The organism is Longimicrobiales bacterium, assembly GCA_029245345.1.
Taxonomy (GTDB): domain Bacteria; phylum Gemmatimonadota; class Gemmatimonadetes; order Longimicrobiales; family Gaopeijiaceae; genus CALFPJ01.
In genome coordinates this window covers 226941-240307 of the sequence record JAQWPM010000021.1, presented here as the reverse complement: position 1 = coordinate 240307, position 13367 = coordinate 226941, and the positions used below count along the sequence as shown (strand labels likewise).

Below are 13367 nucleotides of genomic sequence, written 5' to 3'. Positions count from 1 at the left end.
CAGGCCTCAGCGCACCTTATAACTGACGCTACCCATGAGGTAGACGTCGTTCTGGAAGTCGCCGTCCGCCCTACCGCTGCCGCCGGCGTAGGGGCCGACCATGTCATTTATCCGGGCAGCGATGGACCAGGGGCCCGAGTCGTACGAGAACCCGAAGCCGAACTGGACGAAGCCCTGGACGTCAGCCTGGTTTTGGTAGATCTCCTGGACCATACTGCACAGGACGAAGAGGTCCTCATTTCGGCTAGCAGAGGAGTCACAGGCCTCTACCGTGAACTGATACGACCGAAGGCCTAGGCCCAGGATGAAGTTCTGCCGGAAGGCGTCTTCCCGAGTTCCCTGAACGAAAATCACCTCTGCATGTGCCGTCGTGTGCCGCGAGCTCGCTTTGCGCGGAATGCACAACTCGCCCTCGAGCACCTTGCACAAGGCAACTTGGGCTGAGGCTTGTCCATTCAGTGTCCCTCTGATCATTCCGCGGAAAAGCGTCCGGCCGTCCGGCATCTCGAATTCGATTCCTCCGCCCCACGCTGGCGCCCGGTCCAGCCGGGAACTGACCTGCAAGGCGATTAATTCCGCTACGCCCCCCACGTTCTTCGCGAGGTCACGGGTTGAGAAGAAGCTGCCGAATTCGGCGGTGCCTCGGACTTGCCATCCCTTTTCCTGTGCTGAGCTTCCAGCGGGGAGAGATAGGATGAGAGCGAGGGTAGCTGGAACGAGCCAAGATGCACGTGCTTTCACCTGAGGTGCCTCCGGTTGTGATGTGCTCGCGACAGTAGGAGTTGTCCAGTCGCTTTCGACCAACAATGTGCAAGCGGTTGCGCCGCCGAGCAAAACCCATGTTGCCTTGACCCTGGTTGGCCACAGAGCGAAGCTCTGAGCTCGCCCAGAGTCATCACCCGGCTGCTCCTTAAATACGAGGAATGCGGTCGGTGACGACCGGTGTCTTCGACGCAGGCTGATCTCAGTGAAATCTGCTGCTTTTGACACGCTTTCCGCTCGGACCGTCTTTCTCAGCACGTGGCTGCTGTTGGCCTCGACCGCATGTGGGGGAGGGGCCCAACAGGCGTCCTCCGACCTGGTGATTTCTTCTGACGCCACACTCGGTGAACTCGCGGCCGCCTTGCTTCCCGACCTCGCTGCTCGCTCGGGTTTGTCCCTACGCGCACCGGTCCGACTCGAGATGCGCTCTCGCGAGCAGCTCGTTCGCTACCTGGAGTCGAAGCTAGACGAAGAACTCCCTCCGGAGGAAGCACGGGCGACAGTTGATGCTTACGCCCTATTGGGGTTGGTATCTGCGGACCTCGATCTGCGAGAAGTGTTGCTGGCGCTCTACACCGAACAGGTGGCCGGTTTCTACGAGCCTGACTCGACCGCATTGTTCGTCATGGACGATCAGCCTCAGGCGGCCTTGCAGGGACTCCTCGTCCACGAACTCGTCCACGCGGTCCAGGATCAATGGGCTGACCTCGACGCGCTCACCGATCCAGATCTTGGACACGACCGCGCCACCGCGGCACAGGCGGCGATTGAAGGGCACGCGACCCTGGTCATGCTCGAATACATGACCGAGCAGATGCAGGGCACCTCCATTGACTTGTCCCAACTTCCGAACTTCGCAGACCAACTGCGACCGGCGCTTCAGGGCATGCGGGCGCAGTTTCCCGCGCTTGCCAGTGCTCCGCGAGTGATTCAAGAGGCACTTCTTTTTCCGTACGTGGAGGGCGCCGGCTTCGTGCAGGGGCTTTGGATGCGTGAAGATCGAGTGGCCCCCTTCGGCGAGCACCTCCCGCAGTCCACCGAACAGATCCTGACGGGCGCTGTGGACGATGTTCCAGTGGAGTTGGCCGTCGCCGTTCAGGGTTCCCGGGTCGTGCACGATGGCGTGCTCGGAAGATTGGAGTTGGGGGTGCTTCTCGATGAGCATCTCGGGGCGGGCAGTAGCTCGCTCGCGCAGGGATGGGGCGGGGATCGCTATGCGATGTTCGAGACCGGCAATGGGGAAAGGGCCATGGTTTGGTATGCAGTGTGGGATGATGTCGGGTCGCGAGATCGATTTTTCACCGGATTGAGAGGGGCTCTCGGGGCCTTCGGGGCAGAGGCGACGCTTGATTCCATCGACGTTCAAGGCCGGGCCGCGGTGCGACTCCGGGTGGGGGGTCAAGGAGGAATAACGACGGCGGTCTCAATTACGAATCAGCCATGACCTCGGTGGAGCGGGAGGCGGTCAGCCGAGTTACGGTGGGCTCCTCTGCCGGTGAGTACCCGGTCTATGTGGGCTGCGGCGGGCTAGACGGCATCGCCGGCTATCTCGCTACGCACGCGGAGGCCCACCGCTACGCCATCATTTCGGACCACACGGTCGCGCCGTTGTATGGTCAGCGTGTGATGTCGGCCTGCATGTCGGCCGGGTATGACGCCGCGATCTATACGTTCCCAGCTGGCGAGGAGTCCAAGACGCGGAACAGCTGGTCGATCTTGACCGACGAACTCCTCGGCGATGGTCACGGCAGGGACACGGTTGTGATCGCAGTGGGTGGTGGCGTGACGGGAGATCTCGCGGGCTTCGTGGCAGCGACCTACCTCCGCGGGATTCCAGTGGTTCAGGTGCCCACGTCGTATTTGGCGATGATCGACGCGTCTGTGGGTGGAAAGACCGGACTCGATGTTCGCGCTGGGAAGAACCTCGTGGGTGCCTTCCATTCACCCCGGTGTGTCATCGCAGATCCCACGGTTTTGGGCACGCTGCCCGAATCGGAGAGGGCCCAAGGACTTGTAGAGGCCTTCAAACATGGGGCGATCTTGGATGCGGCCTATCTCGATACTCTGGTTGCAGACGTCCCTGACCTTCTCGCGGCCGCGCCGGCGGTGGCCGCTCGAGCCGTCCTCCATTCGGTGAGGCTGAAGGCCGATGTGGTCACCCGGGACGAGTTAGAAGGCGGGTATCGGCAGATCCTGAACTTCGGGCACACACTCGGTCATGCGATCGAGGCGGCGTCGGACTACCAACTTGGGCACGGAGCTGCTGTCGCCGTCGGGATGCTCTTGGAGACCCAACTTGGTGAAGAGTTGGGCGTGACCGAAGCTGGGACCGAGAGCGGCCTGAGAAATGCGCTCGCGACGCTCGGTTTCGATGCTTCATCATGCGGTCATGTAGACGTCGAAAAAGCTCTGTCCTACCTCCTTTCTGATAAGAAGGCTCGCTCGGGGAGGCCGAGGTACGTATTACTTCGGCGGTTAGGTGAGACCCTTGAAGGTGATGGGTGGAGTCGAGAGGTCCCGGATGATGCAGTCAGGGATGTCCTCAGCGGACTTCAATAGCGGGACTTCGGTTGTCAGGTCTGGTCATTCCAGGAGGTGACATGGCGCTCACCGAGCGCTTCCAGGGCTTCACGGTCGCAGCTGCTCTCGCGAACCGGGCGACATCGGATCCGAGCAGCGTATACCTGCGCTATCGAGACCAAGTCGTGAGTTTTGGCCAAGTCGCGAGTCGGGCGGAAGCTCTCGCGGCTTCTCTCGCAAATTTGGGCGTGGAACGAGGCGATCGGATCGCTCTGATCCTCCCGCCGTGCCCTGAGTTCGCGATAGCCCTTTTCGCGGCTGCAAAACTGGGCGCCACGATCGTGCCCCTCAACCCGAGGCTGACCACCACCGAGCTTCAGTACATGCTCAGGCACTCGGAAGCCGTGTGTGCGGTCACGATCGAGGAAGCCTACGACGTCGATTATCTGCAGCTTTTTGAAGACCTCATTCCTCTACTGCCTGACCTTCAGTACTTGGTTACCGTTGGTGAAGAGGACCTTTGGTACGACGATCGGATTTTCCAGTTCGAAGATCTCATCAGTGCCGGTGCCGGGCGTGATTATGCGTCTCCGACGCTTGACGCCACTGGAGATTGCTTCGCGATCGTGTACACATCTGGGACGACGGGGAAACCAAAGGGTGTCGAGTTGAGCCATGCCAACTTGATCGCCGTGGCCGCCGGGACGGCCGACGCGGTAGGGCTCGGTCCTGAGGACCGAATCGTTGGACTGTCGGCGCTATTCCACGTTTTCGGCCTGGGCCCAGGCCTCTTGGCGCCGCTCTTGTCCGGATCGAGCGTTGTGCTTCAGGCAGAGTCGGACGCGACGGCAACGCTCGACGCGGCTGAAGTCCATGCGGCTACTGTCCACTATGGCATCCCGACGCTCTTTGTGGCTGAAATGAGCCAACTAGAGAGCCGCCCACGCGACCTGCACACTCTTCGACTCGCTGTGGTGGCCGGGGCGCCCGTGAGCGACGAATTGGTTGGGCGCATCGAGGCCAGCTTTGGAGTGACTGTGCTGGCGGCCTATTCCCTCACGGAGACCGCATCTACGGTGTCGGTGTCCTCGCCGTCCCATCCTCCGGACAAGAGGCGTTTCACGGTGGGTGTTCCACTCCCAGGGACCCAGTTGAAGATCGTCGAAGTTGATGGAAGTGAGCTTCCCGTTGAGAGCGTGGGGGAGATCGGAGTGAAGGGCCCGGGGGTCATGCTGGGCTACTATAGGCAGCCTGGTGAGACGGCAGCGGCATTCGACGATGATGGCTTCTTCTTGACCGGAGACCTCGGGATTTGCGACGAAGAGGGCTTCCTTCACTTGGTCGGCCGTAGGAAGGACGTTATCATCCGATCTGGCTTCAATGTGTATCCCCGGGAAGTAGAGACTCGAATCGAGTCTCATCCGGCGGTACAAGAGGTTGCGGTCGTCGGGATTAACGACGCTCTCCTCGGTGAGGCCATCTGCGCCTGTGTGGTTCCGGTGGAAGGTGCGATCGTGACGGGCCATGAGATTGTGGACTGGTGCCGCGAAACTCTCGCGGAGGACAAGGTTCCCGACTCGGTTCGCTTCCTCGACGCTCTTCCACGAACGGATACCGGTAAGGTGCGGCGGGTCGAACTCTCCCGTGTGGTTCATTCGGAGAGTCCATCGGCCTGACTGGGGTCGCGGCATCCGTTGTGGGTGCTCCCGACAGGCTTCCCCGACCTACTCGTGATCGAGTGAGGTGGGGAGGTCTCGCGGCATGACAATTTAGTCTGCGAGAACAGGAACATGGATTTACCGTATGTCAAAGCCCCCCATCAGGTGGGGGGGGCAGTTGTGGGTCACGAGTCGCCCCACGCCGCTCTGCTCATCGATTTCGACAACGTCACGATGGGAATGCGGAGCGATCTTTCAAAGGAGCTCAAGACGCTCCTGAGCTCCGATGTCATCAAGGGTAAGGTCAGCGTTCAACGCGCCTATGCCGATTGGCGTCGCTACCCCCAGTACATCGTGCCGCTCTCCGAGGCGTCCGTCGACCTGATTTTTGCTCCCGCCTATGGCAGCAGCAAGAAGAACGCGACCGACATCAGGATGGCGATCGACGGCATGGAACTCGTCTTCGTTCGACCCGAGATCGGGACCTACATTCTTCTCACCGGTGATTCCGACTTCTCCAGCTTGGTGCTCAAGCTCAAGGAGTACGGGAAGTACGTCATCGGGGTGGGCATTCAGGAGTCCAGTTCCGACATCCTCGTCCAGAACTGTGACGAGTATTACTCGTACACGAGCCTGACCGGTCTGACGAAGACCACCGAACTCACACAAGCCGGACGCGATCCGTGGGTGCTCGTCAGTGAGTCTCTCAAGAAGATGGTCGCGCGTGGCGACGTGATGCGATCCGATCGCTTGAAGCAGGTTCTGCAGGAGCTCGATGCGAATTTTGATGAAGCATCCATCGGGTTCAGCAAGTTCTCTAAGTTCTTGGCTGAGGCGTCTTCACGGGGCCTAGTCGTTCTCAAAAAACTTGAGAATGGCCAGTATGAGGTTGGCCCCGGAAAAGGGAGGGGGCGTCGAAGCCCCTCGAGCGAAAGTCGAGGCCGTGGTGGCCGAAGTGATCGCGGTCGCGGGCGGCGTGATCGCGGCCCACGCACGGATGCAGCTCCCGCAGTCGGGGATGCGTCTGAAAGTGTCCAGGAAACTGCCGACGATCCGCTCAAGGCCGCTTATGGAGTCCTGACCGCTGCCTTGACCCAGTTTAAAGAGGCCGGACGTGATCGCGTCCGTGACTCTGACGTGAAGCGTAAGATGCTCGCTTTGTCTCCCGGCTTCGATGAGGCCGAATTGGGCTTCCCGAAGTTCAGCAAATTCTTGGTCCAGGCGATGGACCATGGCGTGATCGACGCCGAGCGCACGGATCGTGGAAACTATGAAGTGTGGAGGAGTGAAGGTGGTGCCACCATCGACGAGCCGGAGGCGGAAGGAGCGACATCGGCTGAGGACGCAGTTGCTCCGGAGTCCTCCATCCCTGAGGACGCTCCGGTGTCCCAGGAGTCGACCGTGGTCGAAATTGCTCCGTCGCCATCCGGTCGGGGGCGAAGCTATGGACGTCGTGGCGGGTCGACGCGTCGGCGGTCGCATGACGACGCACCGCCGCTGTTCGAGGGACAGGTCGTTGGCGTTGCGAGCAGCTCTAGTGCCTCTGCAGCGTCTGACGCGGGCGCCGTAAAGGATGAGCCGTCGGCGACGGTGAAGCAGCCGGTTGAGCCGGAAGTCACGTCGAGCCAGCCGAGTGTCGCCGAGACTCCGGTTGCGGAAACACGCCCCCACGAGCCTGACGTCAAAGAGGCCGAAGCGCCTTCGTCGAACGATGACGTGGACCTCAGCACTCTTGGGTTGCCCAGTGATCCGCCGGCCATCGTCCGATACATGACGCATAGGTACAAGGGCGTTGGCGAGAAGACTGCCGAGACGCTTGTCGAGCGTTTCGGTTCGGACATCTTCCGGACGCTTCGGGACGATCCGAAGGCGATCTCGAGTGCCGTGCCTGCGAACCGTGCGGAGCAGGTTCTCGAGGCGTGGGCGTCGGACTACGAACGACGCGCTGGAAGGGCCAAGGGTCCGAGCTAGTTCGCACGGACGATTTCACTCGTCGTGAGCGACCTCCCCTGGCTGGCGGAGAGCCCGACAGACGGTTGTCGTTGCGCGAGCCGATTGCGAGCGCCCCTGGCTCGAAGCTGCGCGGGGGTTCTCGGCTGTAGGTTGCGTTCTTCCGCAGATGGACAGTCGGGTTCCGGGGTCATTGTTGAGGTAGAGGCATACGCAGGCCGTAACGACCCTGCTTAGAGCCGCTCAGCGGCTTGGAATACATGCGCGAACGTCGGCACAACCGGGTTCCACTCGGTCGCGGGGCTGTGGGTGAGTGGGTGAGGCGGTGGGGACCAGCGCTGCGCTCTACGGACATGACCTGACCCCGCCCAACCCAACCCAACCTCCACTAGGGCTGCTCCGCGGTTGGGAGGTGCCTGATGATTTGATTCTAGTATTGGTGCGGATCGGAGTGTCCGCAGCAGCGGACTGGCCGAATCGGTTCTATGTTCGAGGCTCGGCCGGGGTTTCTAGCCGCTGACGGCTCGTATGGTATGAACTTCACGAAAGAGGACTGCCCGCATGACTGATCCGACCTGGATCTCACTGCTCCCTCCTGTGCTCGCCATCTTTTTGGCGATTTGGTCCAAGCAGGTCTACATGTCGCTCGCCGGCGGCTTGTGGCTCGCGTGGACCATTCTCGCTGGATGGAACCCTATTCAGGGGCTGGGCGACACGATCCAGGGGACCGTTGCCGTTTTTGGAAACGATGGCGACACGAAGGCCATTTTGTTCACCTTAGTCATCGGGGCCATGATCGCTACGGTCGAGGCGTCCGGGGGCGTCCGAGGCTTTGTGAACTATCTGGAAAGCAACAAGTGGGTGGATTCGGCAAAGAAGTCACAGCTGCTCGCGTGGGCCACTGGGGTCGTGATCTTCATCGAATCGAACATCACTGTCCTAGTTGCAGGCTCCGTGGCCCGACCGCTGTGTGATCGGTACAAGGTCTCTCGGGAGAAGCTGGCGTACATCATCGACTCCACGTCTGCGCCGATCTGCATTTTGATTCCGATGAATGCCTGGGGTGCGTATAACCTCGGCATCCTCGAGAGCCTCGGCGTCGAGAACCCTCTCACCGTGTTTCTTCAGTCGATTCTGTTCAACTTCTATGCGATCGCTGCGGTTCTGCTCGTCCTCGTGGTGATCATGTTCGGACTCGATATCGGCCCCATGAAGAAGGCAGAGGAACGGACGCGCGGTGGCGAGGTGCTCTGGCCGGACGCGACGCCGATGATCGACGAAGACGTTCTTTCACCGGAGCCCAACGACCACATCAAACCGCGTGCGATCAACATGATCGCCCCGATCGCGGCCATGGTGCTGTTCATGCCGGTAGGACTGTTCGTCACCGGGAACGGAGTGTTCACGGACGGGTCGGGTTCGACGAGCGTTTTGTGGTCCGTACTCTTCGGCCTGGCCGTGTCCTGGGCTCTGCTTCTCAGCCAAGGCGCCTTCAAGATAGATGGCTTGGTCAAAGTCGCTCTCCGTGGGGCGGGCGGCTTGGTGCCTCTCGCGCTCATCCTCTTGCTGGCCCTGGCCCTCGGAAACGTGATCGAGGCATTGGGGACCGGAGTCTATGTGGCCCAGGTGACGGCCGGGACCATGCCGAACTTCATCTATCTCCCCCTCGTGTTCTTAGTGTCCGGAGGGATTGCCTTCTCGACGGGAACGAGCTGGGGCACCTTCGCCATCATGCTTCCGATCGCGGTGCCTGCCGCCATGACGCTCGGCCTTCCTCTGGCTCCGTTCGTTGCCGCATCGCTCGCCGGCGGGATCTTCGGAGATCATTGCTCGCCGATCAGCGACACCACGATCATCTCATCGATGGCTGCGGCGACAGACCATATCGATCACGTGCGAACGCAACTTCCGTACGCTTTGATAGGTGGGGCGATTGCGTCGATAATGTTTGGTATTTTGGGGGCGACGCTTTAGTCCGAATTCGCAATATTTAGCAGGGGCCTGGCACCTACGCCGTGCGGGTCCGAGTCTGAGTATGATGGGGCGACCTTGTCGCCCCGGACCAACCCGGAGTGACAGTTGAACGTCATCGTTTGTGTGAAACGTGTGCCCGATACCGAGACCCGCATTCGGACCGGTGAATCTGGCATCGACATCGACCCGACCGGGGTCAAATTCATCGTCAGCCCGTACGACGAGTTCGCTATCGAGGCCGCTTTGCGTGCAAAGGAAGCAGCCGGGGAGGGAGAGGTGAAGCTTGTCTCGTTCGGAGACGTTGCCACGCAGGAGACGTTGCGCGCGGGGCTCGCCATTGGTGCCGATGCCGCAGTCTTACTTAAGGGGCAACCAACGGCGGACGGCCTAGCTACCGCAAAGGTGCTCGCAGCCGAACTAGAGGGCGCAGACGCGCCACTGGTGCTCCTTGGGGTCAAAGCTGCGGACGATGACCAGCAACAGGTTGGCCCGATGCTCGGCACGCTGCTGAGGCGCCCCACAGTGACCGGAGTCTCCTCCTTCGAGATTGGTGACGGGGTTGTGACGTGCCATCGCGAGGTCGAAGGTGGCGTTGAAGTGGTCGAAGCCCGACTGCCCGCTGTCGTCACCATTACGAAAGGCGAGTTTGAGCCGCGTTATGCGTCGCTCAAGGGAATCATGGCTGCCAAGCGGAAGCCGCTTGAACAGAAGGATGCCGCACTGGTCGACTCCCGGCTGAGGGTCACGAAGTTGACTGAGCCCCCGACACGGCCCGAAGGTCGGATCGTAGGCGAAGGCCCTGACGCGGTTCCGGAGTTGGTGCGTCTTCTGCGCGAAGAAGCGAACGCGCTCTAGAGCAATCCACCCCACAAATACAATCACAGAATCTGGAGTAGATCCCATGGCCGACGTCCTGGCCTTCGCAGAACTGAAAGATGGAAGTATTGCTGGAGCGGCTCGTGAAGCAGTCGCTACAGCAGCGGGTTTGGCCGACCAGGTCGGCGGTTTGGCGCATGCATTGGTGCTTGGCGGTCCGGGCGTGTCGGCCGGGGCCGAGGCCCTCGGTATGGTGGGTGCCTCGACAGTGACGGTGGCAGAGCATGAGTCGCTCACCGACTACCATCCAGAGGCGTACGCTACCGTGATCGCTGATCACATCAGGAGTGCAGAGTTCGCGGCGGTCATCATGCCGGCGACGACCATGGGCAAAGATATTGCCCCGCGTGTGGCTGCTCTTCTCGACGTACCTTTGGCGTCGGACGCCACTGCCATCCAAGTGCATGACGGGCTCATCAGTGTCGTGAGGCCGGTCTACGCCGGAAAAGCCTTCGCCACCGTATCCCTAGATGCGGTGCCGGCGTTGGTGACGATCCGGCCCAACGTGTTTTCACCAGAGGGGCGAGAAGCTCCTGGGGCAGTCGTCGTGACTACGCCCGCGGTAGATTTGTCGACGTCCGGCCTTCGGGTTGTGGAACGTCGCAGTGCAGGAGATGGCGCGACCGACGTTGGAGCGGCCTCGGTCGTGGTGTCGGGAGGTCGTGGCATGAGAAACCCCGAGCACTGGGGGCTCTTAGAGGGCCTCAGGGACGCTTTGGGGCCAGGTGTGGCGTTAGGAGCCTCTCGTGCTGTTGTCGACGCTGGGTGGCGCCCTCACGGAGAGCAGGTGGGGCAGACGGGAAAGACCGTGGCCCCGAAGCTCTACTTCGCCATCGGGATCTCGGGTGCCATTCAGCATCTGGCGGGAATGCGGACGTCTCAGACGATCGTGGCGGTCAACAAGGACGCGGATGCGCCCATCTTCGGGGTGGCAGACTACGGAATCGTGGGTGATCTCTTCGAGATCGTGCCGAAGCTGACGGCGGAGATCGCTGCTCTAAAGGCTGACGACTAGCGAGCGGCTTCGAACCTCAACGACCCGGGCGGTCCCCCAAGTAGGGGTACCGGATCGACTTGGCGACCCCGTCTCCACACTTCGAAGTGGAGATGGGGTCCTGTCACATCCCCGCTGGCCCCGCTCAGGCCGATGATGTCCCCGCCGGTTACGGACGCTCCTTCGGTGACCTGGATGCTCGATAGGTGTGCGTAGAGGGTCAGGACGTCGCCGGAGTGCTCCAGCCAGATGACGTTGCCATAACCAGACATGGCGCGGGCGTACCGGACCCTGCCGTCGGTCATCGCCATGATTTCGGTGCCGGTGGGCACATCCAGATCAACGCCTCTGTGTAGGTCTGGCTTCCACCCCAGGAGCCGCAGTCCGAACGGTGATGTCATCGGTGCGTCTACCGGCCACTTTTGTAGGGTGCAGGCCGAGAGCGCCGGGATTACTGCGAGGACCACGAGGAGAGATGTCGTGCGACAGCGACGTGGCGTGAGCCGTGGATGGCTAGGCCGTTGCACTGGGCGCAAACGCCCCACACGCGGGCGCATCGTCGATCAACACGACATCGACCGGATCCCCAATCGCGATCTCCGTTGCACTCCCTGGTACGATCCCGAGCCCGTCTGCGGCCGCTAGCGTACGGACTAATCCTGAACCTTGCGGCCCCGCGAGTCGAGCCGTCGGAGGGACGGTGGAACCATCGAGGCTCACGCGCAGGAAATAGGTCAAATCTGCCGGTCCCGACAGCCGATCGCCCGCGACACAGCGCACGGTGCGCCGGAACACGTTCGAGTGTCCCCCCAACGCCAGGAGGTAGGGGCGCACGAAGAGCTCGAATGTCACAAAAGCAGACACGGGATTCCCCGGGAGGCTGAAGACCGCCTGGTCGCGGCCTTCCCGTGGTAGCCAGCCGAATCCGAACGGACTCCCTGGGCGCATACGAACGCGCCAAAAATCTTGCCTGAAGCCCACCTGGTCCAGCACACGCTTCACGAGATCAGCCTCGCCCATCGAAGCACCGCCGATGGTCACGAGGACATCGGCCTCGGTGTAGCTCTGGATGACGCTCCGTAAGGTGGCAGTGTCGTCTGGAACAATCTTCCCGCCGACCGGCGTTGCGGATGCGGATTGCACCATAGCGGCGAGCATCGGCCCGTTGGACTCAGGAACACCCGCGCCAGCTCTGACCTCCTCGTAGCGATCTGCCGTTCGAAGTTCGTCCCCGGTCGGCAGAATCGCGACCGTGGGCCGGCGGATCACTTCGACGCGATCGAGACCGAGGGCCGCGATGGCCGCGATCGTGCCAGGGGTTATCGAGTGCCCCGCATCCAGGATCGGGGCCCCCAACTGCATGTCCTCACCGGCCGGTCGAATATTCCGACCCACGTCGCGATCTCGGAGGACCCTTAGGGTGCCTGGTCTGACTTCGGCGTCGGTGTCTTCCACGCGAACGACACAGTCCGCTCCAGGCGGGACCGGCGCTCCCGTCATGATCCGAATGGCCTGTCCGGAATCAAGAGACTGTGTGGGGGCGTCGCCCGCATGGAGGACGCCTGTGACCGTCAATAGGACCGGACTGGAGGGCCCTGCGCCGGAGATGTCATCCCCTCTGACCGCATAGCCATCCATCGCTGAATTGTCCCATGGCGGGAGCGTTGCACGGGCGACATGGGCTTCAGCGAGGGCCCTGCCTACCGAAGCCGCCGCCCGGACCGTCTCAGTCTCCAGGGGCACTGCTTGGGAGAGGATCCGCCGCGTGGCCGCCTCTAGACTGAGCCAGTCCGGCGTGCGGACTTCGAATGTCGTGTCGCTCATAGAAACTCCTCTACCAGCGCCATACCCCGGAGATCGTGAACGACAGTCCTCGGGACCATTCGCCTTCCTCGACATTTTCGAAGGTTCGGTCGGGGTCACTGAAGCCCGGTGGCGTATCGAGTTTCCATAAGGAGAAAACCGCATCCGCTCGTAGACCGAAGCGGTCCGACACGAACCACCGTGACCCGGCCCCCAATGTCCCGAAGAAGCTCGAGCCAAAGTCGAAGCGGTCGGCTGCCAGAATGTCGAGTTCGGCCGGGTCTTCGCTTGCCGCGTCGAATACGAGTCCGCCGCCAAAGACGATGAAGGGGCTGAGCCCGTTCCAGGCCCTGGCGCCGATGAAGCTGAACTTCATGCGCAGGTCCACGGTGGTCAGGAGCGTGTTCGTTTGCCCCACCACACGATCGCCTTCGTCTCTCCCGGGGTTGATGAGGTCTCTCTCACCGTTCACGGTACCAACGACCCCTTCGAAGGAGACCGGGCCGGCGGCCTCGATACCCCAACGGACGCCGAGTACCGACCCGCCCTTTGGACCGTAACCAAAGCGGCCGGTCTGGGAAGTCATGTAGCCGATAAACGGACCTGTCGCTTGTTTCTGTTCCAGGTACGTGTAGTTGGACGGGATCGTCTGGGCATGAGTCGTGGTGGGAGCGAAGAGTGCAACGCCCACCGTTAATCCCAGGAATGTTCGTATCGAAGCGCGCATAAAGAGCAAGCGCTCCTCTCACGTAGACGGTTTGAATTGACGGCTATGGACGGCCCGAACACATTTCGTGCAACCTTCTAACACCTTCCGACCGGGATCGTTT

The 13367-nt window shown here is 61.5% G+C and carries 11 protein-coding genes; 7 read left to right on the top strand and 4 right to left on the bottom strand.

What is annotated here, in order from left to right:
• Window positions 1-6: 6 nt before the first annotated feature.
• Entirely contained in the window at window positions 7-741 is a 735-nt protein-coding gene (locus P8L30_12205) for a hypothetical protein (GenBank protein MDG2240956.1), read from the bottom strand.
• Window positions 742-967: 226 nt separating this feature from the next.
• Here P8L30_12205 and P8L30_12200 point away from each other — a divergent pair, with 226 nt between their 5' ends.
• From P8L30_12200 to P8L30_12170, 7 genes are all read left to right on the top strand, one after another.
• Window positions 968-2206: a hypothetical protein gene (locus P8L30_12200; GenBank protein ID MDG2240955.1), complete on the top strand. Its 1239-nt coding sequence runs from the start codon at window positions 968-970 to the stop codon at window positions 2204-2206.
• Window positions 2203-3321 carry a 3-dehydroquinate synthase gene (aroB, locus tag P8L30_12195; GenBank protein MDG2240954.1) on the top strand — a complete coding sequence of 373 codons (1119 nt, stop codon included), beginning with the start codon at window positions 2203-2205 and terminating at the stop codon, window positions 3319-3321. Before P8L30_12200 ends, aroB begins: the two co-directional genes overlap by 4 nt.
• A gap of 41 nt (window positions 3322-3362) precedes the next feature.
• Complete coding sequence (locus P8L30_12190; protein ID MDG2240953.1) at window positions 3363-4958, top strand: AMP-binding protein; 1596 nt, start codon at window positions 3363-3365, stop codon at window positions 4956-4958.
• Window positions 4959-5072: 114 nt separating this feature from the next.
• On the top strand, window positions 5073-6911 hold the full coding sequence (locus tag P8L30_12185) for an NYN domain-containing protein (protein ID MDG2240952.1): 1839 nt from the start codon (window positions 5073-5075) through the stop codon (window positions 6909-6911).
• A gap of 540 nt (window positions 6912-7451) precedes the next feature.
• Complete coding sequence (locus P8L30_12180) at window positions 7452-8864, top strand: Na+/H+ antiporter NhaC family protein (protein MDG2240951.1); 1413 nt, start codon at window positions 7452-7454, stop codon at window positions 8862-8864.
• 105 nt (window positions 8865-8969) lie between these two features.
• A complete protein-coding gene (locus tag P8L30_12175) occupies window positions 8970-9719 on the top strand; it encodes an electron transfer flavoprotein subunit beta/FixA family protein (protein ID MDG2240950.1) in 750 nt (249 codons plus the stop codon).
• 46 nt (window positions 9720-9765) lie between these two features.
• Window positions 9766-10755 carry an electron transfer flavoprotein subunit alpha/FixB family protein gene (locus tag P8L30_12170; protein MDG2240949.1) on the top strand — a complete coding sequence of 330 codons (990 nt, stop codon included), beginning with the start codon at window positions 9766-9768 and terminating at the stop codon, window positions 10753-10755.
• On the opposite strand, the gene P8L30_12165 is transcribed toward P8L30_12170, so the two are convergent.
• The 3 genes from P8L30_12165 to P8L30_12155 all read right to left on the bottom strand — a co-directional run bounded on the left by P8L30_12165 (window position 10752) and on the right by P8L30_12155 (window position 13228).
• The gene (locus P8L30_12165; GenBank protein MDG2240948.1) at window positions 10752-11135 is read right to left on the bottom strand and encodes a M23 family metallopeptidase; all 384 of its coding nucleotides are present in this window, start codon (window positions 11133-11135) and stop codon (window positions 10752-10754) included. The two genes, P8L30_12170 and P8L30_12165, sit on opposite strands and share 4 nt — an antisense overlap.
• 112 nt (window positions 11136-11247) lie before the next feature.
• Window positions 11248-12558, bottom strand: a complete 1311-nt coding sequence (locus tag P8L30_12160) for a molybdopterin molybdotransferase MoeA (GenBank protein MDG2240947.1) — start codon at window positions 12556-12558, stop codon at window positions 11248-11250.
• Between the two features lie 10 nt (window positions 12559-12568).
• Window positions 12569-13228, bottom strand: coding sequence for a hypothetical protein (locus tag P8L30_12155; protein MDG2240946.1), 660 nt, complete (start codon window positions 13226-13228; stop codon window positions 12569-12571).
• Window positions 13229-13367: the final 139 nt, after the last annotated feature.

Excerpts from the sequence above, each read along its gene's own strand:
- aroB (MDG2240954.1), top strand. The coding sequence starts at position 2,203 with ATGACCTCGGTGGAGCGGGAGGCGGTCAGCCGAGTTACGGTGGGCTCC.
- P8L30_12190 (MDG2240953.1), top strand. The coding sequence starts at position 3,363 with ATGGCGCTCACCGAGCGCTTCCAGGGCTTCACGGTCGCAGCTGCTCTC.
- P8L30_12185 (MDG2240952.1), top strand. The coding sequence starts at position 5,073 with ATGGATTTACCGTATGTCAAAGCCCCCCATCAGGTGGGGGGGGCAGTT.
- P8L30_12180 (MDG2240951.1), top strand. The coding sequence starts at position 7,452 with ATGACTGATCCGACCTGGATCTCACTGCTCCCTCCTGTGCTCGCCATC.
- P8L30_12170 (MDG2240949.1), top strand. The coding sequence starts at position 9,766 with ATGGCCGACGTCCTGGCCTTCGCAGAACTGAAAGATGGAAGTATTGCT.
- P8L30_12165 (MDG2240948.1), bottom strand. The coding sequence starts at position 11,135 with ATGACATCACCGTTCGGACTGCGGCTCCTGGGGTGGAAGCCAGACCTA.
- P8L30_12160 (MDG2240947.1), bottom strand. The coding sequence starts at position 12,558 with ATGAGCGACACGACATTCGAAGTCCGCACGCCGGACTGGCTCAGTCTA.